We start from the raw sequence: 22,849 nt of genomic DNA on the forward strand, positions 1-22,849 counted from the left end.
CTACGCTTGCGTGCAAGACTGCTTGGATAAGCTTGGCTGAGCGTTTTTTGCTTGGCCTCCGTCACGAAATGGGCAAGGGGGAGCACTGCTACCCGGCTGGCCATGTAAGGATGCTGACGAATGCCGCGTATTGATGTTCCCGTATTACATCGTGGTTTACGCCCTTTGTTTCGAGTCGCGCTGTGCAGCCAGTTGCTCTGGCCGGCGCTCGCGTTCGCCGATACGGCCTACGATCAAATGGTGCTCGACGCCCGGGCAGGGCATTACACGCCTGCGTTGACCGTTTTGCGTCAGGTGCCGCCGGCCCAGGCCACCACCGGCCAGGTCAGCGATCACCTGCAAATCGCCGGCTGGGCCGGGCTGGACGCCGAAGTGGTGCAGGTCTACGAGACACAGGGCCTTGGCCGGGCATTGCCGGTTCAGGCGCTGACCGCCACCGCCCGGGCCTATCGCAACCTCAAACGTTGGGATCAGGCGATCCAGGTCTACAACAAGGCCCTGATGCTGGAGCCGGACAACGCCGACCTGCAACTCGGTCTGGCGCTGACCCAGGCCGACTCCGGCAAGCCTGATGAAGGGGTGATCCGCGCCCGTTCGCTGGTCGCCGCCAAACCCGATGATCCTTCCCGCCGACTGGCGCTGGGCTACGCCCTGAATCGCGCCGGCAAGCCGTACGACGCGCTGTTCGAGTACGATCAGGCTTTCATTCGCGCCGGCAACAAACCGGAAGTCGCCCGCGAATACGTGGTCGCCCTGCAAAAGGCACGTCTGCCGGAACCGGCGCTGCGTCTGGCGAAGCAGCGTCCGGGGCTGATCGATCCTGTCACCTTGCGACGCCTGGAAGGCGATCTGGCCGCGGAACGCGTACGTCTCGCCGAACTGGCCACCCGCAGCGAAAAAGAACGCTACGTGATCGCCGATCGTGCCCTGGCCGACTACGACCAGTTGCTCGCCACCTGGACCCCGGACGCCACTGCCCACGACGACGTGACCCGCTGGCGCATCGACCGCATGGGCGCGCTCAAGGCGCGGGCGCGCACCGCCGAAGTCATCAGCGAATACCAGAAGCTCCAAGCCGAAGGCGTGAAGATCCCGACCTACGCCCTGCGCTGGGTGGCGGCGTCCTATCTGGACCAGCGCCAGCCGGAAATCGCCACCGATCTTTACCGTCAGGTGCTGGCGGCGCCGGACGCCGATGTCGGCGACCGACTTGAAGACACCACGGCGCTGTATTACTCGCTGCTGGAAAGCGACCGCGCCGAAGAGGCGCGCAAGGTCGCCGAAGATCAGGCGAAGACGCAGAAACCGCGCATCGAACTCAAGGGCCTGCCGATCGGCAACCCCAACGACGAATGGATGGACGCCCAGCAACTGGCGGCGCAGGCCGGCACCTACGGTTCCGACCTGCCTCACGGCGAAGAGCGTTTGCAGACCCTGGTGGATCAGGCGCCGGGCAACATCGGCCTGCGCCTGGCCCAGGCCGATCTGTACCTGGCCCGCAACTGGCCGCGTCGCGCGGAAAACCAGCTCAAGGAAACCGAAAGCATCGCGCCGCGCGACATGGGCCTGGAAGTCGCGCAGGCCCGCACCGCCATGGACCTGCAGGAATGGCGGCAGATGGATGCGCTGACCGATGACGTGGTGGCGCGTTTCCCCGACAACCGTCAGGTCCAGCGTCTGGCCCGCGAGCGCGAAGTGCACGACATGTCCGAGCTGCGCGTCGAAGCCTACGGCGGCAAGGCCAACGGCGGCAGCGGTGGCGATGCCGGTGCGGTCACCGGCAGCCGTGACTTCGGCATCCAGACCACCCTCTACAGCCCGCCGATCGATGAAGACTGGCGGGTGTTCGCCGGGGCCGGATACGCCACTGGCGATTTCACCGAAGGCACCGGCCACCACCGCTTTCAGCGCGTCGGCCTGGAACGTCGCACCCGCGACATGACCCTCGAAGCCGAGGTGTCGAATCACTCCTATGGTTTTGGCAACAAGCAGGGCGCCCGCTTGGCGATTGCCCGCGACATCGACGATCACTGGCAATACGGCGGCAGCCTCGAATACCTGTCGGCCGAGACCCCGCTGCGGGCATTGAACAGCGACATCAAGGCCAACGGCGGCAGCGGTTTCATTCGCTGGCGCGCCAACGAGAGCCGTGAGTGGCGGCTGGCGGTCAGCCCGTCGCACTTCAGCGACGGCAACAACCGTGTCGAAGCCTTGCTGACCGGAAAAGAGGGCGTCTACAGCGCGCCGAACCTGCAAGTCGATGCGGGCCTGGAAGTGGGCACCAGCCACAACTCCAAGTCCGATGACGTGCCGTACTTCAACCCGAAGTCGGACTTCAGCGTCATGCCACTGCTGAACGTCAATCACGTGCTGTACCACCGCTACGAAACCGTCTGGAGCCAGCAGTTCCAGGCCGGTGCGGGTACTTACAGCCAGCGTGATCACGGCACCGGCGGCATGGCATTGCTCGGTTACGGCCAGCGCTACGCCTGGAACGACGTGTTCGAGGTGGGCGGTTTGTTCAGCGTGATCAACCGGCCCTACGACGGTGACCGGGAAACCGATCTGCGTCTGCTCGTCGACCTCACTTTCCGCTTCTAGAAGAGTTTGAAGATGCCTTTGATTTCGCGTTTCATCCTTCTGCTGGGAATGCTGCTGGTCAGCGCCTGCGCCCAGCAAGCCCCGGCCTTCGTGCCGCCGTCCGAGCGCCCGGTGGCGGCCAATGAAAAGCCCTGGCCGAAAAACCACGTGCTGGGTATTGCCTACCACGACGTCGAAGACCGTGATCCCGATCAGGCGGTAGTGGCGGTGCGCACCGAGCGCCTGCTCGAACAACTCGCCTGGCTGCGGGAGAACAACTACAAACCGGTGACGGTCGACCAGATCATGGCCGCGCGCAAAGGCGGGCCGGAACTGCCGCCCAAGGCGATCCTGCTCAGCTTCGACGACGGTTACGCAAGCTTCTACACCCGCGTGTTGCCGGTATTGCGCGCCTACAACTGGCATGCGCTGCTGGCGCCGGTCGGCACCTGGATCGATACGCCGCTGAACCAACCGGTGGATTTCGCCGGTACGCCGCGTCCGCGCTCGGACTTCCTGACCTGGGCTCAGGTGCGGGAAATCTCGCAATCGGGCCTGGTGGAAATCGCCGCCCACACCGACGCCAGCCACAAAGGCATCCTCGCCAACCCGCAAGGCAACATGCAGCCGGCGGCGGCGACCCGACGCTACGATCCGGTGAGCAAGCGCTACGAATCCGAAGCCGATTTCCAGGCACGGATCCGCGCCGACGTGCAGGCGATCTCGGAGAAAATCCGCAAGAACACCGGTAAAAAGCCGCGCATCTGGGTCTGGCCTTACGGAACGGCGGACGGCACGTCGCTGACCGTGGTCAGCGAAGAGGGCTATGAAATGGCCCTGACCCTGGATGACGGCCTTGATGCCCTCGACAACCTGATGAGCGGCCCGCGCTTCCTGGTCGCCTCCGACCCTGACGGCGAGCACTTCGCCAACAGCGTGGTCGGCGTGCAATCGGATTTCACCATGCGCGTGGTGCACGTGGATCTGGACAACGTCTACGACCCGGACCCGGCGCAACAGGAAATCAACCTCGGCAAACTGATCCAGCGCATGGCCGACATGGGCGCCAACACCGTGTTCCTGCAAGCCTTCGCCGATCCAAAGGGCGATGGCCTGGTGCATTCGCTGTACTTCCCCAACCGTCATCTGCCGATGCGCGCCGACCTCTTCGACCGCGTCGCCTGGCAACTGCGTACCCGGGCTCACGTGAAGGTCTTTGCGTGGATGCCGGTGCTGAGTTTCGAGCTGGATTCGAAGCTGCCACGGGTGACGCGCTGGGATCCGAAAACCGGCACGACTGCTGTCGACCCGGATCAATACAAACGCCTGTCGCCGTTCGATCCCGAAGTGCGGCGGATCATCGGCGAGATCTACGAAGACGTGGCGCGCCTGACTTCGGTGGACGGCATTCTCTACCACGACGACGCGGTGCTTTCAGATTTCGAAGATGCCGGCCCTCAGGCGCTGAAGGCTTATGCCGCCAACGGCCTGCCGGGCTCGATCGCCGCCCTGCGTGACGATCCGGCGGCGATGCAGCGCTGGACGCGCTTCAAGAGCCGTTACCTGATCGACTTCACCAACGAGCTGACCGCCAAGGTGCGTGCGATTCGTGGCCCGCAAGTGCTCACCGCACGCAACATCTTCGCCGAACCGGTGCTCAATCCGCAGAGCGAAGCGTGGTTCGCGCAGAACCTCGACGACTTCCTCGTGAGCTACGACTGGACGGCGCCGATGGCCATGCCGCTCATGGAAAAACAGACCCATGCGCAATCCGGCCCGTGGCTCGAAGAGCTGGTGGCGAAGATCAAACAGCGCCCCGGCGCGCTGGATCGCACGGTGTTTGAACTGCAGGCCCGGGACTGGACGAAAAAGGAACAGGCCGACATCGACGGTGCGCAACTGGCTGACTGGATGGGCCGCCTCAAGCGTCAGGGCGCCACCAGTTTCGGCTATTACCCGGACAACTTCCTCGAGAACCTGCCGGACCTGAAAACCGTGCGGCCTGCGCTCTCCAACAAATGGAACCCATGACATGCTGGATAGACTGCTGGCCCTGCTTGTTCTGGCGATCGTCCTCGGCGTCCCGCTGGGGCTGATTTTTCTGGTCACCGGGCAATTCCTGATGGACTTCGTGTTCTTCTATCCGCTGTTCATGTCCGGGTTGTGGATTTCCGGTGGCCTGTATTTCTGGCTGCACTGGGAGCGGCACTGGCCGTGGAAGGACGACACGCTGCCGCCACCGCTGGAAGGTGAACCGCTGATTTCGATCCTGATCCCTTGCTACAACGAGGGCGACAACGCTGCCGATACCATCCACGCGGCGCTGGCGCAGCATTACCCGAACATCGAAGTCATCGCGATCAACGACGGTTCCAAGGACAACACCGCACAAGTGCTGGATGCACTGGCCAAGGAAGATTCACGGCTGCGGGTGCTGCATCTGGCGGAAAACCAGGGCAAGGCTGTAGCCCTGCGCATGGGCGCCATCGCTGCGCGCAGCGAATATCTGGTGTGCATCGACGGTGATGCGCTGCTGGCGCCGAACACCGCTGCTTATCTGGTGGCGCCGATGCTCGACAACGCACGACTGGGTGCGGTGACCGGCAACCCACGGATCCGCACGCGTTCCACATTGGTCGGGCGGGTTCAGGTCGGTGAGTTCTCGTCGATCATCGGGCTGATCAAACGCACCCAGCGGGTGTTCGGGCGGATCTTCACCGTGTCGGGTGTGATCGTTGCGTTCCGTCGCACCGCGCTGAACCGGGTCGGCTACTGGAGCCCGGACATGATCACCGAAGACATCGACATCAGCTGGAAGCTGCAACTGGACCACTGGAGCATCTTTTACGAGCCCCGTGCCCTGTGCTGGATCCTGATGCCGGAAACCCTGCGCGGTCTGTGGAAGCAGCGTCTGCGCTGGGCCCAGGGCGGCGCCGAAGTGCTGTTCAAGAACATTCGCGGGATCTGGCAGTACCGTCACCGTTACCTTTGGCCGTTGCTGTTCGAATACTGCCTGTCGACCGGTTGGGCGTTCACTTTCCTGCTGTCGGTGATCTTCTGGGCCGTCGGCAAGTTCGTGGTCATGCCCGAGGCGATTGCGGTGCATCACCTGATGCCGCCGGCGTTTACCGGGTTGCTGCTGGCGTTTGTCTGCCTGGTGCAGTTCGCGGTCAGCATCATCATCGACCGTCGTTACGAGCCGGGCCTGGGCAAGACCATGTTCTGGGTGGTGTGGTACCCGATCGCGTTCTGGTTCGTCAGCCTGCTGACCACGCTGGTCAGTTTCCCCAAAGTATTGTTCGGCCAACACCAGAAGCGTGCGCGCTGGGTCAGTCCCGACCGGGGTATCAAACCGATCGGGGACGATGAAGAGGAGGTTATCAAATGAAAATCATCCGGACCCGCCAACGGCCGTTTCTGGTGGTGGTCGATGCGTTCTTCACGGTGCTGGCCTGGGTCGGCCTTCTGTATCTGCTGGTGCGCGGCCTGTGGCCGTTGATCGAGACCCACGAAGGCGGGCCGCGCATCGACAACTCGGCGTTCGAAGCCCTTGGCACCTTGCAGATTTACCTGTGGGTGGCGTTGGTCAACGCGGTGATCCTGATCGGCTGGGCGCGTTATCAGCAACGCAAGAGCCAAAGCTTCGCCCAGCGTCGCCTGCCGTCCCCGGTGGTCGACGATGAAGGGCTGAGCCGCAGCTTCAAACTGTGCGACGACCGCTTTCAGAAACTGCGCGGGCCGGGCGTGATGACCATCCACAACGATCAGGACGGCGACGTCAGCCATGTGGTGCCGCATCTGTGGCCGGTCCAGCCGGAAGAACTGCCGCCGCCGCTGTCGCCACTGGAACATCCTCGGGTGATTTTTCTGCACGCCGAGGACGACGACAACCGCGAGCCGCTGAACCGGATCACCTGACGGCGCGAATCAGTCGCCAGGCTTCCTCCATCGGCAGCGGTTGCTTCATGCGTTCGGCGAGCAGGGCCATCGCTCGTTCCTCTTCGCAGGCCACCGCTGCCACCACCACGCCCTTGCACCCGAACAGACCGATAAACGGCGGCTGTTCGGGTTCTCCGATAAATTCGACTGCATCCCACGCCTCGGCATGACCGAGATAGTCGTAGTTGCGGTCGAAATGCCAGGTCCAGAAATACGGCACGTCCAGGTAATGCTCATCGCCACCGAGCAGGTTCGCGGCGACGATCCGCGCGTGCTGCTGGGCCAGGCGCCAGTGTTCGATGCGCTGTGGCTTGCCGTTCAACGGGAAGGTGGCGATATCGCCAATCGCCCACAGGCTGTCGGCGACACGCAGGCTGGCATCGACTAACAGCGATTGATCCTCCTCGCGCGGCAGGTCGCCGAATGCTTCGGTAGCCGGGTGTACACCGATTCCCGCCAACACCAGATCCGCCGACAGGCGCAGGCCATTGTCGAGCAACACCGCCTCGACCTTGCCGTCGCCAGTGATTTCCATGGCTTCGTGATCGGTGATGAATTTCACGCCGTTTTCCTCATGCAGTGCCCGGATCGCCTTGCCGACGGCTTCACCGAATTGCGCCGCGAACGGAATGGCATGGCGCGCCAGCACTGTCACCTCGAGACCGTGCCGGCGCAGGGCCGAAGCGCATTCGAGCGCAATGAAACTGTCACCGATGATCACCGCGCGCTGGCCGGGTTGAGCGGCGTCCATGATGGATTGCGCCTGGGCTTTGCAGCGCAGGACATACACCTGGGGCAGGTCGGCGCCGGGCAGTTTCAGCGCGTTCGGCGTTGCGCCGGTGGCCAGCACCGCCGCGCTGTAATGCAGTGTGCGGCCATCGCTCAGGTGAAGGGTTTTGGTATCGGTATCGAGCCCGCTGACCTCGCCTGAAACCCGGTTGATGTGCTGTTCGCGGTAAAAGTCGTCATCACGCAGGGGCGGGGTTTCCTGCGCCGGTATTTCCCCGGACAGCACAAATTTGCTCAGCACCGTGCGGTCGTAGCCGGAGTCCGGCTCGTGGTCGATCAGCACGATCCGCCCGCCGAAGCCTTTTTCCCGCAGGGCGGCGGCGCAGGCGGTTCCCGCTGCACCAGCGCCGACAATGACAAAGGTGCGCGGATCGTCCTGCGGCGGGGTGTGCGGATCTGCCAGCGGCTGGTCATCGACCCAGACCTCGTCGCCGCGCAGTTCCAGCGGATAACGCTTGAGACTGTCCAGCGCCGGAGGTTCGCACAAAGCGCCGTCTTCGGCGCGAAAGGCTGCCTTGTGCCACGGGCAGATCAGCCGGCCGTGACACAACGCACCTTCCGCCAGCGGCGCGCCGGCATGCGGGCATTCCCCCTGAAAGGCGCGCAACTGGCCGGCGGCGCGCAGCAGGACGATCTTGCAGTCGCCGATTTGCACTCCCAGCCCACGGTCTTCAGGTACATCGGCGAAACGGGCGACACGGTGCAGGGTCATGTTCGTGCTCCTCACAGGCATTTCTCTTACGAGTTTGGGCTGCATTGCGAGGTTCAGCCATTTCCCACTGCCAAGGCACGAACGGTACGGCTATAGTTTGCAGGCCGACGAAGGCCCAACTGCACAAGGTGCTCCCGGAATGACCCGATTGACCTCTCTCAACCCTTGGCTGGCGGCCGTTGCCGTCGCCCTTTGCGTGCAGTTTCCGGCGCAGGCCCAGGAGCGTTTCACCCTCAGCATTCCCGGTGTTTCGGATAACCGTCTGTTCACCTCGGCGGCGGCCAGCGATGCGGCCGGCTGCGGCGGCAAGAACCAGTCGCCGGCCCTGAGCTGGAACGCCGGCCCCAGCGGAACCCTGAGCTACGCCATCGTCATGCACGATCCGGACGGCCAGAAAGGCGCAGGCGTCGATCACTGGGTTCACTACGGGATCAAGGCCACGACCCGGCAGATTCCGGCCGGTGTCGGCGCCAAATCGGCCCTTGAAGGCGTCGGCGGCACCAACAGCAAAGGCACCACCAGCTACGTCGGCCCATGCCCACCGGTCGGCGACAGCGCGCACCACTACATCATTCAGATCTACGCCCTGGATCTGGCCCCGGATGCCTTGCCTGCCGGCCTGACCCGCGCCCAGCTGATGGAAAAAATCAAAGGCCACGTGCTGCGCAACAGCAGTGCGGTGCGGCGTTATCACCGCTGAAAAAAATTTCGGCGAGGATTAACCCGAACTGAAAGGGCTGTCCGTCTCAGGGGATGAATGGATCAATTTATCCCCGAGGTCAGCCCCCATGTCCCTTCCTTCGACGCTTCTGCGCCCCCTTGCTGCCAGTGTGTTGCTGGTGGTTGCCGGTTGCGGTGTTTCTTCCAGCCCGGAAACCACCGTTGCACCGCCTCCGGCGCAAACCGAACTCAAATCCTCCGCGCAGCCCGAAGCGGTCATGGCCGATAGCGCGATGGCCAAGCGCAGTGTATTGGCGGCACCGATCGCCAGTTTTGCACCGATGCCGGCCGGTGAAAGTTATCCACAAGGCTATCGCGACGAGCAGCGCGAGCAGTACGCCAACCTGGCCGACAACCCGATCCACAGCGTCGCCGAAACTCCGGTCTCGACCTTTAGCGCCGACGTCGATACCGGCGCCTACGCCAATGTGCGGCGCCTGCTCAATCAGGGTCGACTGCCGCCGGAGGGCGCGGTGCGCCTGGAAGAGATGGTCAATTATTTTCCCTACGACTACGCGCTGCCGAACGATGGCTCGCCCTTCGGCGTGACCACCGAACTGGCCGCTTCACCGTGGAACCCGCACACCCGCTTGCTGCGCATTGGCATCAAGGCGTCCGATCGTGCGGTGGCGGAACTGGCCCCGGCCAATCTGGTGTTCCTGGTGGATGTGTCCGGGTCGATGGACCGTCGCGAAGGTTTGCCGCTGGTCAAAAGCACCCTGAAGTTGCTGGTTGATCAACTGCGCGAGCAGGATCGGGTGTCGCTGGTGGTGTATGCCGGCGAATCCCGAGTGGTGCTGGAGCCGACTTCCGGACGGGAAAAGGCGAAAATTCGCACAGCCATCGAGCAATTGACCGCCGGTGGCTCGACCGCTGGCGCTTCAGGCATCGAGTTGGCTTATCAGATGGCGCAGCAGGCGTTTATCCCCAAAGGTATCAACCGCATCCTGTTGGCCACCGACGGTGACTTCAACGTCGGCATCAGCGACTTCGACAGCTTGAAACAAATGGCTGTGGATAAACGCAAGACCGGCATTTCCCTGACCACCCTGGGTTTCGGTGTGGATAACTACAATGAACACCTGATGGAACAACTGGCCGATGCCGGTGACGGCAACTACGCCTACATCGACAACCTGCGCGAAGCGCGCAAGGTGTTGGTGGATCAACTCGGTTCGACCCTCGCCGTGGTGGCGAAAAACGTCAAGTTGCAGGTCGAGTTCAACCCGGCGCAGGTCAGCGAATACCGGCTGCTCGGCTACGAAAACCGCGCACTGAAGCGTGAGGATTTCAGCAATGACAAGGTCGATGCCGGTGAAATCGGTGCAGGCCACACGGTGACGGCGCTGTATGAAATTGTCCCGACAGGCGAGAAGGGCTGGCTGGAACCGCTGCGTTACGGAAAAACCGATGCAGTGGTTTCCGAGAAGAAAGGAGAATTGGCAATGCTGCGTGTGCGATATCAAAAGCCTGAGGGTGGGAAAAGTCTGCTGATCGAGCGGCCGATTGCCAGTCAGGTTGCACCAGCCAGCGAAGACCTGCGCTTTGCTGCCGCCGTCGCCGCGTTTTCCCAGCAACTCAAGGACGGTCGCTACACCGGCGATTTCAGCCTCAAGGACACTGAAGCCCTGGCTCGAGGCGCCCGTGGCGATGACCGCTTCGGCCTGCGCAACGAGTTCGTGCAACTGGTTGAACTGGCGCAGAGCCTGCGTACGTCCACCGCCTCCAACGCAATGTCCACTGAGCGACGGATTGAATAGTGAGCCGCCTCAAAGGCTTCATCACACAGCTGTTTGCCTCTGCAGACAGCCTTGAGGCCAGCAGCGACGAATCGCTGCTGGCCCGTTATCGCGAGGGGGACGGCAAGGCGTTCGAGATCCTGTACGCCCGTCATCGCCAGAGTCTTTACCGGTTTCTGCTCGGTTTGAGCGGCAAGCCGGAACTGGCCGATGAGGTGTTCCAGGAGACCTGGCTGAGCCTGATCCGCAGTGCCAGTCAGCCACAAGGTCGGGCGTCCTTTCGTACATGGTTGTTCCAGATTGCCCGCAATCGCCTGATTGATCACTGGCGCAAACACGGCGCCCGACAACCGTTGCATGACAGCTACGACGAGCAAACCCACGCCGTCAGCGACGATGCCTCCGATCCCGAACAACTGCTCAACCTCAGCCGCGACAGCGAGCGTTTGGAGAGCGCCCTGCAATCCTTGCCCGCCGACCAGCGCGAAGTGTTCCTGCTGCGCGCCCACGGCGACCTCGACCTGGCGCAAATCGCCAGCCTCACCGAAACACCGCTGGAAACCGTCAAGAGCCGCTTGCGCTACGCCCAGCAAAAACTGCGTCGGCTGCTGGCCGAGGAGGTACTGACATGACGGACGCCCGCCCGACACCCGAAGAGCAAGTGCTCATGCACGTGCGCGAACAGCACAACGCCGAGCCGCCGGCGCATCTCGATGCGCTGATCCTCAACGCCGCCCGCCGTGAAACCCCGGCACCGCGGCAAAGTCTGTGGCAACGCTGGCTCAAGGTCTGCCAGACACCGCGCTACCAGGTGGTTTTTGCCAGTCTGGTCGGCATCGCGCTGATGCTGTCGCTGTTGCAGCGCGCGCCGGAACCCGTGGCTCAATACGATTTCGCCCCTGCTGCCAAACCGGCCGCGCCTGTGGCCCGCCAGGAGGCCCGATCACTGTCGGCTCCCGCCGGCGCACTTTCTGCGCCAGCTCCCGCAATGGCCCCCGCGCCGATGGCGGAAATGGCTGCGCCGATGCAGAGCGAATCGATCAGCGCCGACACGGCGGACGAAACCAAGGTCAGCAAGCGCGCCGCCGCCCCGGTCAACGGTCTCGACGAGCAACTGCGCGAAGTCCTGCGCTTGCGCGAGTCCGGTCAGTCGCAAGCGGCCGACAGCCTGTTCAACAACCTGCACAAGCGCTACCCGAACGTGAATCTCGACCTGCGACTGGAAAAAATCCGCAAGAACTGACCGTATCAGCCATCCGCCATTTGGCATTGACCCGCAAAAACGCGCACTATCGGGTCATTGCCGATGCGCTGGAGGATGCCGTGGCCCAAAAAATCGACCGCATCGCCCAAATGCTCAACTGCCCGGTGAAGGGTGAGGAACTGCGGCGGGCAGTGACGGAGAGTCGCAAGGAGTTTCTTCTGGCCAAACAGGCCGAAGAGGATCTGGAGGAAGACGTTCTCGATGATGACTTGATCGAGGACGAAGAAGACGATGATGAATACGACGAGTTTGACTGGACGACGGAGTGAGTCGCCGGTCAGCAGGCACAAAAAAGCCCCGGACCATCACAGTCCGGGGCTTTCTCGTTTAAATCAATGGCGCACCAGGCGGGATTCGAACCCACGACCCCTGCCTTCGGAGGGCAGTACTCTATCCAGCTGAGCTACTGGTGCAGCGGGCGACATCATACCTAGGTCGGCTCGGGGCGTCCATGCCGGGTTTTGGCGCTTATTGTCAGTGCGCGTGTCGGTCGAAAACCCTGCATTCCATAAAGCTGTAACGTCCTGCAAAAGGCTCGCTTGGCGCTTTGGCGGGACTGAACTATGGTTTTGCTGCGGCGAGGGCTTGATGCTCGTTGATCTGAAAAATCCAGCAAAAGCGGCGTTTTTGTTCTTTTTTTCGAACGCCCTATTGTCCTTCAACCCCTTTGAACCTAGGATTCGTTTGAGATTTCAAACGCTCCTTATCCAGGTGCTGAGCCGCACGCGTTTTGAGTCGTGCGCTATTTATGTGCCAGCCCGGTAAATGATTTCCCTGACGGCAGCCTTGCGAGGCGCCTTTCTACAATCATAATTTTGCTCCGCGCCTTGCGCGGTGCTGTTAAGGAAAGCCGACATGCAGCTTAAAGACACCCAGTTGTTCCGCCAGCAAGCCTTCATCGATGGCGCATGGGTCGACGCGGACAAAGGTCAGACGATCAAGGTCAACAACCCGGCCACCGGCGAAATTCTGGGCACCGTGCCGAAAATGGGCGCTGCCGAAACCCGCCGCGCCATCGAAGCCGCCGACAAGGCGCTGCCGGCCTGGCGTGCACTGACCGCCAAGGAGCGTGCAGGCAAGCTGCGTCGCTGGTTCGAACTGATGATCGAGAACCAGGACGACCTCGCTCGCCTGATGACCCTCGAACAAGGCAAACCACTGGCCGAAGCCAAGGGCGAAATCGTTTACGCCGCTTCGTTCATCGAGTGGTTCGCCGAAGAAGCCAAGCGCATCTACGGCGACGTGATTCCGGGCCACCAGCCGGACAAGCGCCTGATCGTGATCAAGCAACCGATCGGCGTTACCGCTGCCATCACCCCGTGGAACTTCCCGGCGGCGATGATCACCCGTAAAGCAGGTCCTGCGCTGGCCGCCGGTTGCACCATGGTGCTCAAGCCTGCCTCGCAAACCCCGTTCTCCGCATTCGCCCTGGCCGAACTGGCCCAGCGCGCCGGCATCCCTAAAGGTGTGTTCAGCGTGGTGTCCGGCAGCGCCGGCGACATCGGCAGCGAGCTGACCAGCAACCCGATCGTGCGCAAACTGTCCTTCACCGGCTCGACCGAAATCGGTCGTCAGCTGATGTCGGAGTGCGCCAAGGACATCAAGAAAGTCTCGCTGGAGCTGGGCGGTAACGCACCGTTCATCGTGTTCGACGACGCGGACCTGGATAAGGCCGTCGAAGGCGCGATCATTTCCAAGTACCGCAACAACGGCCAGACCTGCGTCTGCGCCAACCGTCTGTACATTCAGGATTCGGTCTACGACGCGTTCGCCGAGAAGCTGAAAGTGGCAGTCGCCAAGCTGAAGATCGGCAACGGTCTGGAGGAAGGCACCACCACTGGCCCGCTGATCGACGAGAAAGCCGTGGCCAAAGTGCAAGAGCATATCGCTGACGCCGTGGGCAAAGGCGCAACTGTGCTGGCCGGTGGCAAGCCGATGGAAGGCAACTTCTTCGAGCCGACCATCCTGACCAATGTGCCGAAAGACGCAGCTGTCGCCAAGGAAGAAACCTTCGGTCCGCTGGCGCCGCTGTTCCGCTTCAAAGACGAAGCCGACGTGATCGCGATGTCGAACGACACCGAGTTCGGTCTGGCCTCGTACTTCTACGCTCGCGACCTGGGCCGTGTGTTCCGTGTGGCTGAAGCCCTGGAATACGGCATGGTCGGCGTCAACACCGGGCTGATCTCCAACGAAGTCGCGCCGTTCGGCGGCATCAAGGCCTCGGGCCTGGGCCGTGAAGGCTCCAAGTACGGCATCGAAGATTACCTGGAAATCAAATACCTCTGCCTGGGCATCTAAGCCTCGGTAGAAGATCGCTGTAAACGCAAAGGGCACGAGAGCGCTGTCCCTTTGCGTCGTTTCAAACCGGAATTTTCTCTGCGGCCGGGAACGCCGTGGCAGTCGATCATCGCATGCTGCCACCGCCGATTCCTCCCGCTTTATCCTTGAACGACGCCGCCCGATGAGCGGCGAATGAGGACTGTAATGAGCAAGACTAACGCTGACTTGATGGCCCGCCGTACCGCTGCTGTTCCACGTGGTGTTGGCCAGATTCACCCGATCTTCGCCGAGTCCGCGAAGAACGCGACCGTGACCGACGTTGAAGGTCGCGAGTTCATCGACTTCGCCGGCGGTATCGCTGTACTGAACACCGGCCACGTGCACCCGAAAATCATCGCCGCCGTGACCGAACAGCTGAACAAGCTGACCCACACCTGCTTCCAGGTTCTGGCCTACGAGCCGTACGTTGAGCTGTGCGAGAAAATCAACGCTCGCGTACCGGGCGACTTCGCCAAGAAAACCCTGCTGGTGACCACCGGTTCCGAAGCCGTTGAAAACGCCGTGAAAATCGCCCGTGCCGCCACTGGCCGTGCTGGCGTGATCGCCTTCACCGGCGCTTACCACGGTCGCACCATGATGACGCTGGGCCTGACCGGTAAAGTCGTGCCTTACTCGGCCGGCATGGGCCTGATGCCAGGCGGCATCTTCCGCGCGCTGTACCCGAACGAACTGCACGGCGTGAGCATCGACGACTCGATCGCTTCCATCGAGCGCATCTTCAAGAACGACGCCGAGCCGAAAGACATCGCCGCGATCATCATCGAGCCTGTGCAGGGTGAAGGTGGTTTCTACGTCGCGCCGAAAGAATTCATGAAGCGTCTGCGCGCCCTGTGCGACCAGCACGGCATCCTGCTGATCGCTGACGAAGTGCAGACCGGCGCTGGCCGTACCGGCACCTTCTTCGCCATGGAACAGATGGGCGTTGCTGCCGACCTGACCACTTTCGCCAAATCCATCGCTGGCGGCTTCCCGCTGGCCGGTGTGTGCGGCAAGGCCGAATACATGGACGCCATTGCTCCAGGCGGCCTGGGTGGTACTTACGCCGGTAGCCCGATCGCTTGCGCCGCGGCCCTGGCCGTGATGGAAGTGTTCGAAGAAGAAAAACTGCTGGACCGCTGCAAGGCTGTCGGCGAGCGTCTGGTCACTGGCCTGAAGGCCATCCAGGCCAAGTACCCGGTGATCGGCGAAGTCCGTGCCCTGGGCGCCATGATCGCGGTCGAGCTGTTCGAAAACGGCGACAGCCACAAGCCAAACCCGACCGCCGTCGCGGCTGTCGTGGCCAAGGCGCGTGACAAGGGCCTGATCCTGCTGTCCTGCGGCACCTACGGCAACGTTCTGCGCGTCCTGGTACCGCTGACCTCGCCGGACGAGCAACTGGACAAAGGCCTGGCGATCATCGAAGAGTGCTTCTCGGAGCTGTAATCCGTAGCACCGTGTGATCGGATCGACAAAAAAACCCGCTTCGGCGGGTTTTTTCATGCCTGGAGAAACACTTGCGCGGTTTTCAGGTTGTACCGAAACGCCAGCATTGGCTAAGGTTCAAGCATTGCAAGGGAGGGCGAGCATGACTGCCGTCGAATTACCCGCTGTACCCCGAGTGCTGATTGCCGAGGCCGATCCTTGGTCGCGTGACCTGCTCAAACAAGTGTTGCTGAATGTGCGTTGCGATGCGCGGCTGGATCTGTGCGCCGATGGCCAGGAGGCGATGTCGCTGCTCAGCGAAGTCCCCTATGACCTGGCGATCGTCGACTGGGAGTTGCCCGGCGTCGATGGCTTGAACGTGTTGCGCAGTGTCCGCCAGCGCAAACGCAATCCGCCGCTACCGTTCATTCTGATGAGCAGTCGCAACGACAGCGCCAGCGTACGCGAAGCCCTGCCGCTGGCGCCGACCGCCTACCTGGCCAAACCCCTGAACATGGAAAGCCTGACCGAGCGTTTGCAGGGACTGCTGCTGAACGCTGGCGAAGAAGTGTTCTGTGAAGTACCGGCGCTGGCGCCGGGCATGACCCTCTCGGTATTCCTCGAACGACGCCGCGAGCAGGCCGACGGCGCACCGCTGATGACCGACGTGCAAGTGGCGGTCAAACGCAGCCTCAACCCCAACGGCCTGGACCTGAAGCTGCTGGAAGAGGAAATTCGCACCGATCCGCAGATCACCGCCGTGTTGATCGCCGCCGCCAATAGCGCCGCCCAACACCATGGCGCGCCGGTGCAGACCTTGGCGCAGGCGCTACATCGCTTGGGCACCGGGCAGAGCATGAACCTGATCCTTGGCCTGGCACTCAAGCGCAGCGCCCGACTCAGCGACCCATGTCTGGCCGACTACGCCGAGCGCTATTGGGGCCTGTCGTTGCACACCGCCGAGTACGCCCGCACGCTGGCGCGGCTGCTCGATCTGGATCAGGAACGTTGCTACTGCGCCGGGATGCTCCATCGCCTCGGCGATCTGGCGTTGCTGCGTTGTCTTCAAGAGTGGAAGCAGGCTGGCGGCGAGCTGGATGAGCTGGAGGAAGTCGGCGATGCGCTGGCGGAATTCGGCGCAGCTTATGGCTCGGCGCTGCGCACCCGCTGGCGCTTGCCGCTGGAGTTGCGCGAGCTGATTGCCTCGGTCTACCAGCTCGGTGGCGGGGTGTATTCCCGCGAAGCGCTGGTGATGAACATGGCGGCGCAGATGGCGCGGTTGACCGAGCATGAAGGCGTCGAGGAACTGGCCAAGAGCCGCACCGCGCGTTTGCTCAAGATCGGCTTGCCGGAGCTGATGCGGATGCGCAAATAGCGGCTTGATTGCGCATCCGGTCGGGAATCAGGCAGAAATGATCCGGTTCTTGCCCTGCCGTTTGGCCTCGTACATCGCCGCGTCCGCGCGGGCGAAGAGGGTGTCGAGGCTTTCGTCTTCCGGGGTGAGGCTGGTCAGGCCCTGGCTGACGGTGATGCCGAACGTCTGATCACCGTGATTGAAGCTCAGCCGCTGAATTTCCCGTTGCAGCCGTTCGGCCACCTGCATTGCCATGTCCGGCGCACAACCCGGGAAAACCGCAGCAAACTCCTCACCACCAATCCGCCCGAACAGGTCGCCCCGGCGTAACGAGGCACGACCGCATTCGGCGATCCGTTGCAGCACGTTGTCGCCTTCGGGGTGGCCGTAGGTGTCGTTGATCACTTTGAAGTCATCGATGTCCAGTAGCAGGAACGCCAGTGGCGCGCCTTGCAGGCGGGCGTCTTCGAATTCACGGTGAGCGCATTCGAAGAAGTGTCGGCGATTGCTGCTCTGGGTCAGCACGTCGGTGGTGGCCAGGCGTTGCAGCTCGGTTTCCATCTGCTTCTTGTCGGTGATGTCTTCGGCGATGCCGACGATGATCACCGGTTGCCCCGGTTCGTCCTGACGGTTGATGAAGCACTTGTCACTGATCCAGCGCACCTGGCCGTCGACGGCAATGATCCGGTATTCGCGGTCTTCCACGGCGCCTTTGTGCAGCACTTCGGCGAGGCTGCGTTCGGCGTATTCCAGATCGTCCAGGTAGATGCTGTCGCGCCATTGGTTGTAGTCGGCCAGCAGCAGGGCGGCGGAGCGGCCGAAAATCCGTTCGTAGGCGGGGCTGACGTACAGCACCTGACGGGTTTCCCAGTTGAAGGCCCAAAGCACGGCGTTGACGCTGACCAGCAGCGAGCTGAACAGCTGCTCGCGTTCGCTCAGTCGGGCGACTTCGCCCTGAGCGTGCATCAATGCCATCAGGGTTTGCGCGGCCTCGGGCCACTGGGGAGGGGATGAGTCTTTTTGATTGTTGTTGACCATCGACACGAATCTCAAAGGGCGTGCCGGGAAGTCGACAACAGCCACGGGAAAGCCCGCCGGGGGTGGCGAAGTGTCTTTGAGATAGGGGATCGGGGGTGAAGTTCCGAAGGGTGCGCCCGGGAACCGGGCGCACCGATCAACGGCATCAGGCAGCAGCAGGGCGCAGCGAGTAGGTTTTCAACTGGTCGGCGAATTCACGCAGGGACTGAATGCCACTGGCCTCGGCCTCGTGTACCCATTCCTTGATGGCGGCGAGCATGTCGTGGCCATTTGCGCTGGTCTTGACCCAGATCTGCTGCAGGGCCAGGCGTTTCTCGTAGATTACCTTCAGCGCTTGGCTGTGCTCGAGCATGTTCTGGATGCGCGCGTGGTGGCGATCTTCCAGCAGGCTGGTTTCCCGCGACAGCAGGCGTTTGGCCCGGTGGAACTGGTGGCGTACCGAATGATCGACCTTGGCCAGCTCCTGCTTCACCAGTGGACCGATCACCAGCTTGCGGTACTGGGCCATGATCTGGAAGCGGTTGTTGAGGATTGCCATGGCGGTGTCCATGTCCAGGCTGCCCTTGCCTTCGACGCGGTGGGCGATCGGGGCGACCCGTTGCACCTTGGCCAGACGCAGGAAGCTGAAGACCTGGATCCAGGCCCAGCCGAGGTCGAACTCCCACTTCTTGACCGACAACTTGGCGGAGTTGGGGTAGGTGTGATGGTTGTTGTGCAGTTCTTCGCCGCCGATCAGGATGCCCCAGGGCACCAGGTTGGTCGCCGCGTCGCGGCATTCGAAGTTGCGGTAGCCGACGGCATGGCCGAGACCGTTGACCACGCCAGCGGCCCAGACCGGAATCCACATCATCTGGATCGCCCAGATGGTGATGCCGATGGTGCCGAACAGCAGCAGGTCGACGACGGCCATGATCGCCACGCCCAGCAGACGGTAGCGGCTGTAGAGGTTGCGCTCGATCCAGTCTTCAGGGCAGTTCTTGCCGTAGATGCGCAGGGTTTCCGGGTTCTGCGCTTCTTCGCGGTACAGCTCGGCACCTTTGCGCAGGACGGTGGAAAGACCCTTGACGACCGGACTGTGCGGGTCATCTTCGGTTTCGCATTTGGCGTGGTGTTTGCGGTGGATGGCGGTCCACTCGCGGGTGTTCTGCGCCGTGGTCAGCCACAGCCAGAAACGGAAGAAATGCTTCAGGCCGGCATTCAGCTCCAGGGAGCGATGGGCCGAGTAGCGGTGCAAGTAGACCGTGACGGCAACGATCGTCACGTGGGTCATCACCAGGGTGACGGCGACCAGTGACCAGGCCGACAAGCCAAGAAAACCTTCGTACCACATAGGCTATAGGGCCCTCGATAAAGAAAAAACAGCCGTTGCATTATCACCAAGCACACAGATAAAACCAGTCGCCCTTTCAGATAAGAGATGGCTGGATGTTTCTTGACCTATAATCCCGACATTTTTGTAGGGACATGGACGGCCGAATGTCTGCCACTTACCGCGATGCTTTGCGTGCAGCGCTGCTTTACCTGGTCCTCGCCGTTGTCTGGCTGCAAGGCACTGGCTATTTATTGAACAGTTTCTTCGATAACTCAGACGAACTGCTGCGCTGGCAACTGATCAACGGCTACCTGTTCGTAGCCCTCAGCGCCGGGTTGATCTTCCTGGCCCGGGCGCGGCTGTTCGAATGCCTGGGGATCGGTGCCCGATTGCGTGAGCGCCAGGCGGATCGCGAAAGACTGCGTCAGGCCGCTGCGGTATTCGATTGCACCCGCGAAGGCGTGCTGGTCACGGACCGGCAGGGGCTGATCGTGCACGTCAACCGTGCCTTCATGGAAATCACCGGTTATCAGCGCGAAGAAGTGATTGGCCAGCAGCCCAGCCTGTTCAAGTCCGGGCACCATCCTCCGGGGTTCTATCAGGCGATGTTCGCCACCTTGCAGACGAAGGATGAATGGAGCGGCGAGATCTGGAATCGCCGCAAGAGCGGTGAAATTTATCCACAGTGGCAAACCATCCGGGTGATTCGCGATGAGGACGGTCGGCTCAGCCACTACGTCGCGGTGTTTTCCGATATCAGCGCGATCAAGGATTCCGAGCACGAGCTCAAGCACCTGGCCCACCACGATCCGCTGACCGACCTGCCCAACCGCCTGCTGTTCAGCGACCGTGCCGAACAGGCGCTGGCATCGGCGCAGACCCACAAGCGCGGTTGCGCGCTGCTGATGATCGATCTGGATCATTTCAAACTGATCAACGACAGCCTCGGCCACAACATCGGTGACCGTTTGCTCAAGGCGGTCGCCGCGCGTTTGCAGGCGTTGTTCGGGCCGGGCATCACCCTGGCGCGGCTGGGCGGCGACGAGTTCGCGGTCCTGCTGGAAAGTTGTCCACAGCCAGCGCAGGCGGCGGCGCTGGCTCAGCGCATTCTCGATGCGCTCAAGGAGCCGTTCTGCCTCGATGGCCATGAGCTGTTCATCAACGCCAGCCTCGGCATCAGCCTGTTTCCCAGCGATGCGTTGAGCGCCGAACAGCTGTTGCGCAACGCCGATGCGGCGCTGTTCAAGGCCAAGAGCAGTGGCCGTAACGGTTACGCGCTGTACACCGAAGAGCTCACAGCCCACGCCCAGCAGCGGGTCGAAATCGCCTTCGAACTGCGCCGCGCGCTGGAGCAGCAAGAGTTGCGGGTCTACTACCAACCGGTGCACGACCTGAAAACCAGTCGCCTGATCGGCGTCGAGGCGCTGGTGCGCTGGGAACATCCGCAACGTGGCCTGGTGTCGCCGGCGGAGTTCATCCCGATTGCCGAGCGCACCGGGCTGATCTCGGAAATCGACGCCTGGGTCATGCAGCAGGCCTGCCGGCAAATGTGCCAATGGCAGCAGGCCGGGGTGGTGCTGTCGTTTGTCGCGGTGAACGTGTCGTCACGCTTGTTCGCCCGCCGCGAGTTGTACGAGCAGGTTGCGCAGGTGCTGCACGAGACCGGCCTGGATCCGGCCTATTTGGAGCTGGAAGTCACCGAAAGCGCGGTGATGGACGATCCGGAAGTCGCGCTGGAACAGATGCATCGTCTGCGCGAGCTGGGCATTCGCTTGGCCATCGATGACTTCGGCACCGGTTATTCGTCGTTGCTGCGGCTCAAGCGCCTGCCGGTACAGAAGCTCAAGATCGATCAGGGTTTCGTCGCCGGTCTGCCGTGGGACGAGGACGATGCGGCGATTGTCCGGGTGATCATCGCCCTGGCCCGCAGCATGGGCATGCAGGTGCACGCCGAGGGCATCGAGCAGGCGGAACAGGCGGCGTTCCTGCTGGGCCAGGCCTGTGATCTGGGGCAGGGCTACTGGTTTGGGCGACCGGTCCCGGAAGCGCAAATCGACTGGAACCGGGCGCCCTTGATTGGTTGAGGGCGGTGTACGGCGGGTTTGCTGACGGGCAAATCCGCCGCAAACCCTTGCTGCATCACATAATGTTTTCCAGTTATATAAACATTCTTAAATAGTCTTTTTAAGAATATCCGCGCCTCTCTTATATTGCTCCCACGCCGAACGCAGTGCCGCCCACTGCCAGGCATATCCCATACAAAGGAGCAGCACCATGAGCGCATCCCTGCGTAGCGTTGACGGTCAGGACGAAAGCACCATCTTGCGCGAAATCCAGAGCGCCTTGCGCGACCTGCGTTTCGGCGCGGTGGAAATCACTGTGCATAACGCCCAGGTGGTCCAGATCGAACGCAAAGAGAAATTCCGCTTGCAGCAACCGGGCAACAAACCGAGCTGAATCCAAAAAGATTCCAGCCTGCGCCCGCTCTTGCCGGGGATCAATGCAAGTGTGGGCGCAGGCGGTGATCTTTACAGGCAACCCGATTTTCGAAATCCATAAGAAAAAGCCACCACCAAGAATTCCAGGAGCTTTCACCATGTCGTCGATTCGCCGTTACGCTTTGGCCGCCCTGGCCAGTGCTGTGTTTGCCGGTTCCGCGGTTGCCAAGGATTACGAACTGCTCAACGTGTCGTATGACCCGACCCGCGAGCTGTACCAGGATTACAACGCCGAATTCGTGAAGTACTGGCAGTCGGAGCATGCCGGCGACAACGTGAAAATCCAGCAATCCCACGGTGGTTCGGGCAAGCAGGGCCGTGCGGTGATCGATGGTCTGCGCGCCGACGTGGTGACCCTGGCCCTGGCCGGCGATATCGACGAAATCGCCAAGCTCGGCAAGACCCTGCCGGCCGACTGGCAGAAGCGTCTGCCGGAAGCCAGCACGCCGTACACCTCGACCATCGTGTTCCTGGTGCGCAAAGGCAACCCGAAAGGCATCAAGGACTGGGGCGATCTGATCAAGAACGACGTTTCGGTGATCACTCCGAACCCGAAAACCTCCGGCGGTGCGCGCTGGAACTTCCTCGCGGCATGGGCCTATGGCCTGAAAGCCAACGGCGGCGACGAAGCCAAAGCCAAGGAATACGTACAGACCCTGTTCAAGCACGTTCCGGTTCTGGACACCGGCGCCCGTGGCTCGACCATCACCTTCGTCAACAACGGTCAGGGTGACGTGTTGCTGGCCTGGGAAAACGAAGCCTTCCTGGCGCTGAAAGAAGACGGCGGCAAGGACAAGTTCGACATCGTCGTGCCGTCGCTGTCGATCCTCGCCGAACCACCGGTGGCCGTGGTCGACAAGAACGCCGAGAAGAAGGGCAACGAGCAGATCGCCGAAGCCTACCTCAAGCACCTGTACAGCCCGGCCGGCCAGGAAATCGCGGCGAAGAACTTCTACCGCCCGCGTGACAAGGACGTGGCAGCCAAGTACGCCCAGCAGTTCCCGAAACTGGAACTGGTGACCATCGACAAGGACTTCGGCGGCTGGAAAACCGCACAGCCGAAATTCTTCAACGACGGTGGCGTGTTCGACCAGATCTATCAGGCGCAGTAATCTGAAATAGGTCATAAACGAGCCCCGATTTAACCGTCGGGGCTTTGTGCG

18 protein-coding genes and 1 tRNA gene are annotated in these 22,849 nt (G+C 62.0%); 15 read left to right on the forward strand and 4 right to left on the reverse strand.

The window, feature by feature from the left end:
- The first annotated feature begins 120 nt into the window (after nt 1–120).
- The 4 genes from pgaA to pgaD are packed head-to-tail and all read left to right on the forward strand — an operon-like array spanning nt 121 to nt 6,498.
- Entirely contained in the window at nt 121–2,601 is a 2,481-nt protein-coding gene (pgaA, locus tag QR290_RS01930) for a poly-beta-1,6 N-acetyl-D-glucosamine export porin PgaA (protein ID WP_289204208.1), read from the forward strand.
- 12 nt (nt 2,602–2,613) lie between these two features.
- The gene (gene pgaB, locus QR290_RS01935; protein ID WP_289204209.1) at nt 2,614–4,611 is read left to right on the forward strand and encodes a poly-beta-1,6-N-acetyl-D-glucosamine N-deacetylase PgaB; all 1,998 of its coding nucleotides are present in this window, start codon (nt 2,614–2,616) and stop codon (nt 4,609–4,611) included.
- Between the two features lies 1 nt (nt 4,612).
- Complete coding sequence (gene pgaC, locus QR290_RS01940; RefSeq protein ID WP_115076115.1) at nt 4,613–5,968, forward strand: poly-beta-1,6-N-acetyl-D-glucosamine synthase; 1,356 nt, start codon at nt 4,613–4,615, stop codon at nt 5,966–5,968.
- A complete protein-coding gene (gene pgaD / locus QR290_RS01945) occupies nt 5,965–6,498 on the forward strand; it encodes a poly-beta-1,6-N-acetyl-D-glucosamine biosynthesis protein PgaD (protein WP_289204210.1) in 534 nt (177 codons plus the stop codon). Before pgaC ends, pgaD begins: the two co-directional genes overlap by 4 nt.
- Here the strand turns inward: pgaD and QR290_RS01950 are convergent.
- The gene (locus QR290_RS01950) at nt 6,491–8,020 is read right to left on the reverse strand and encodes an FAD-dependent oxidoreductase (protein ID WP_289204211.1); all 1,530 of its coding nucleotides are present in this window, start codon (nt 8,018–8,020) and stop codon (nt 6,491–6,493) included. The genes pgaD and QR290_RS01950 overlap by 8 nt on opposite strands.
- 139 nt (nt 8,021–8,159) lie before the next feature.
- On the opposite strand from QR290_RS01950, the gene QR290_RS01955 reads away from it, so the two are divergent.
- The 5 genes from QR290_RS01955 to QR290_RS01975 all read left to right on the forward strand — a co-directional run bounded on the left by QR290_RS01955 (nt 8,160) and on the right by QR290_RS01975 (nt 12,012).
- Nucleotides 8,160–8,720, forward strand: coding sequence for a YbhB/YbcL family Raf kinase inhibitor-like protein (locus QR290_RS01955; protein ID WP_115076118.1), 561 nt, complete (start codon nt 8,160–8,162; stop codon nt 8,718–8,720).
- Between the two features lie 88 nt (nt 8,721–8,808).
- The gene (locus tag QR290_RS01960) at nt 8,809–10,500 is read left to right on the forward strand and encodes a vWA domain-containing protein (RefSeq protein WP_289204212.1); all 1,692 of its coding nucleotides are present in this window, start codon (nt 8,809–8,811) and stop codon (nt 10,498–10,500) included.
- A gap of 29 nt (nt 10,501–10,529) precedes the next feature.
- Complete coding sequence (locus tag QR290_RS01965; RefSeq protein WP_289205263.1) at nt 10,530–11,111, forward strand: RNA polymerase sigma factor; 582 nt, start codon at nt 10,530–10,532, stop codon at nt 11,109–11,111.
- Entirely contained in the window at nt 11,108–11,722 is a 615-nt protein-coding gene (locus tag QR290_RS01970; RefSeq protein WP_115076121.1) for a hypothetical protein, read from the forward strand. The genes QR290_RS01965 and QR290_RS01970 overlap by 4 nt, the downstream gene beginning before the upstream one ends.
- 20 nt (nt 11,723–11,742) lie before the next feature.
- Nucleotides 11,743–12,012, forward strand: coding sequence for a hypothetical protein (locus QR290_RS01975; protein ID WP_011331897.1), 270 nt, complete (start codon nt 11,743–11,745; stop codon nt 12,010–12,012).
- A 67-nt stretch (nt 12,013–12,079) separates the two neighbouring features.
- On the opposite strand, the gene QR290_RS01980 is transcribed toward QR290_RS01975, so the two are convergent.
- A tRNA-Arg gene (locus QR290_RS01980) sits at nt 12,080–12,156 on the reverse strand.
- Nucleotides 12,157–12,598: 442 nt separating this feature from the next.
- Between QR290_RS01980 and gabD the strand changes: the two genes are divergently transcribed.
- The 3 genes from gabD (at nt 12,599) to QR290_RS01995 (ending at nt 16,859) form a co-directional block, all read left to right on the forward strand.
- Nucleotides 12,599–14,041: an NADP-dependent succinate-semialdehyde dehydrogenase gene (gene gabD, locus QR290_RS01985; RefSeq protein WP_289204213.1), complete on the forward strand. Its 1,443-nt coding sequence runs from the start codon at nt 12,599–12,601 to the stop codon at nt 14,039–14,041.
- A 186-nt stretch (nt 14,042–14,227) separates the two neighbouring features.
- The gene (gene gabT / locus QR290_RS01990) at nt 14,228–15,505 is read left to right on the forward strand and encodes a 4-aminobutyrate--2-oxoglutarate transaminase (RefSeq protein WP_085684283.1); all 1,278 of its coding nucleotides are present in this window, start codon (nt 14,228–14,230) and stop codon (nt 15,503–15,505) included.
- A gap of 142 nt (nt 15,506–15,647) precedes the next feature.
- Complete coding sequence (locus QR290_RS01995) at nt 15,648–16,859, forward strand: response regulator (RefSeq protein WP_289204214.1); 1,212 nt, start codon at nt 15,648–15,650, stop codon at nt 16,857–16,859.
- Nucleotides 16,860–16,886: 27 nt separating this feature from the next.
- Here the strand turns inward: QR290_RS01995 and QR290_RS02000 are convergent, their stop codons facing one another.
- Nucleotides 16,887–17,876 carry a GGDEF domain-containing protein gene (locus tag QR290_RS02000; protein ID WP_289204215.1) on the reverse strand — a complete coding sequence of 330 codons (990 nt, stop codon included), beginning with the start codon at nt 17,874–17,876 and terminating at the stop codon, nt 16,887–16,889.
- A gap of 145 nt (nt 17,877–18,021) precedes the next feature.
- The gene (gene desA, locus QR290_RS02005; RefSeq protein ID WP_192563073.1) at nt 18,022–19,206 is read right to left on the reverse strand and encodes a delta-9 fatty acid desaturase DesA; all 1,185 of its coding nucleotides are present in this window, start codon (nt 19,204–19,206) and stop codon (nt 18,022–18,024) included.
- A 146-nt stretch (nt 19,207–19,352) separates the two neighbouring features.
- Between desA and dibA the strand changes: the two genes are divergently transcribed.
- From dibA to QR290_RS02020, 3 genes are all read left to right on the forward strand, one after another.
- On the forward strand, nt 19,353–21,272 hold the full coding sequence (gene dibA / locus QR290_RS02010) for a phosphodiesterase DibA (protein ID WP_289204216.1): 1,920 nt from the start codon (nt 19,353–19,355) through the stop codon (nt 21,270–21,272).
- Nucleotides 21,273–21,462: 190 nt separating this feature from the next.
- The gene (gene oscA, locus QR290_RS02015) at nt 21,463–21,645 is read left to right on the forward strand and encodes a sulfur starvation response protein OscA (RefSeq protein WP_039772974.1); all 183 of its coding nucleotides are present in this window, start codon (nt 21,463–21,465) and stop codon (nt 21,643–21,645) included.
- Between the two features lie 139 nt (nt 21,646–21,784).
- Nucleotides 21,785–22,798, forward strand: coding sequence for a sulfate ABC transporter substrate-binding protein (locus tag QR290_RS02020; RefSeq protein WP_289204217.1), 1,014 nt, complete (start codon nt 21,785–21,787; stop codon nt 22,796–22,798).
- Nucleotides 22,799–22,849: the final 51 nt, after the last annotated feature.

The sequence above is a fragment of the Pseudomonas fluorescens genome (genome assembly GCF_030344995.1).
GTDB classification, from domain to species: Bacteria; Pseudomonadota; Gammaproteobacteria; order Pseudomonadales; family Pseudomonadaceae; genus Aquipseudomonas; species Aquipseudomonas fluorescens_BF.

Bases quoted from the DNA above. Each gene is read 5' to 3' on its own strand.
- pgaA (WP_289204208.1), top strand. From the start codon at position 121: ATGCCGCGTATTGATGTTCCCGTATTACATCGTGGTTTACGCCCTTTG.
- pgaB (WP_289204209.1), top strand. From the start codon at position 2,614: ATGCCTTTGATTTCGCGTTTCATCCTTCTGCTGGGAATGCTGCTGGTC.
- pgaC (WP_115076115.1), top strand. From the start codon at position 4,613: ATGCTGGATAGACTGCTGGCCCTGCTTGTTCTGGCGATCGTCCTCGGC.
- pgaD (WP_289204210.1), top strand. From the start codon at position 5,965: ATGAAAATCATCCGGACCCGCCAACGGCCGTTTCTGGTGGTGGTCGAT.
- QR290_RS01950 (WP_289204211.1), bottom strand. From the start codon at position 8,020: ATGACCCTGCACCGTGTCGCCCGTTTCGCCGATGTACCTGAAGACCGT.
- QR290_RS01955 (WP_115076118.1), top strand. From the start codon at position 8,160: ATGACCCGATTGACCTCTCTCAACCCTTGGCTGGCGGCCGTTGCCGTC.
- QR290_RS01960 (WP_289204212.1), top strand. From the start codon at position 8,809: ATGTCCCTTCCTTCGACGCTTCTGCGCCCCCTTGCTGCCAGTGTGTTG.
- QR290_RS01970 (WP_115076121.1), top strand. From the start codon at position 11,108: ATGACGGACGCCCGCCCGACACCCGAAGAGCAAGTGCTCATGCACGTG.
- gabD (WP_289204213.1), top strand. From the start codon at position 12,599: ATGCAGCTTAAAGACACCCAGTTGTTCCGCCAGCAAGCCTTCATCGAT.
- gabT (WP_085684283.1), top strand. From the start codon at position 14,228: ATGAGCAAGACTAACGCTGACTTGATGGCCCGCCGTACCGCTGCTGTT.
- QR290_RS01995 (WP_289204214.1), top strand. From the start codon at position 15,648: ATGACTGCCGTCGAATTACCCGCTGTACCCCGAGTGCTGATTGCCGAG.
- QR290_RS02000 (WP_289204215.1), bottom strand. From the start codon at position 17,876: ATGGTCAACAACAATCAAAAAGACTCATCCCCTCCCCAGTGGCCCGAG.
- desA (WP_192563073.1), bottom strand. From the start codon at position 19,206: ATGTGGTACGAAGGTTTTCTTGGCTTGTCGGCCTGGTCACTGGTCGCC.
- dibA (WP_289204216.1), top strand. From the start codon at position 19,353: ATGTCTGCCACTTACCGCGATGCTTTGCGTGCAGCGCTGCTTTACCTG.
- oscA (WP_039772974.1), top strand. From the start codon at position 21,463: ATGAGCGCATCCCTGCGTAGCGTTGACGGTCAGGACGAAAGCACCATC.
- QR290_RS02020 (WP_289204217.1), top strand. From the start codon at position 21,785: ATGTCGTCGATTCGCCGTTACGCTTTGGCCGCCCTGGCCAGTGCTGTG.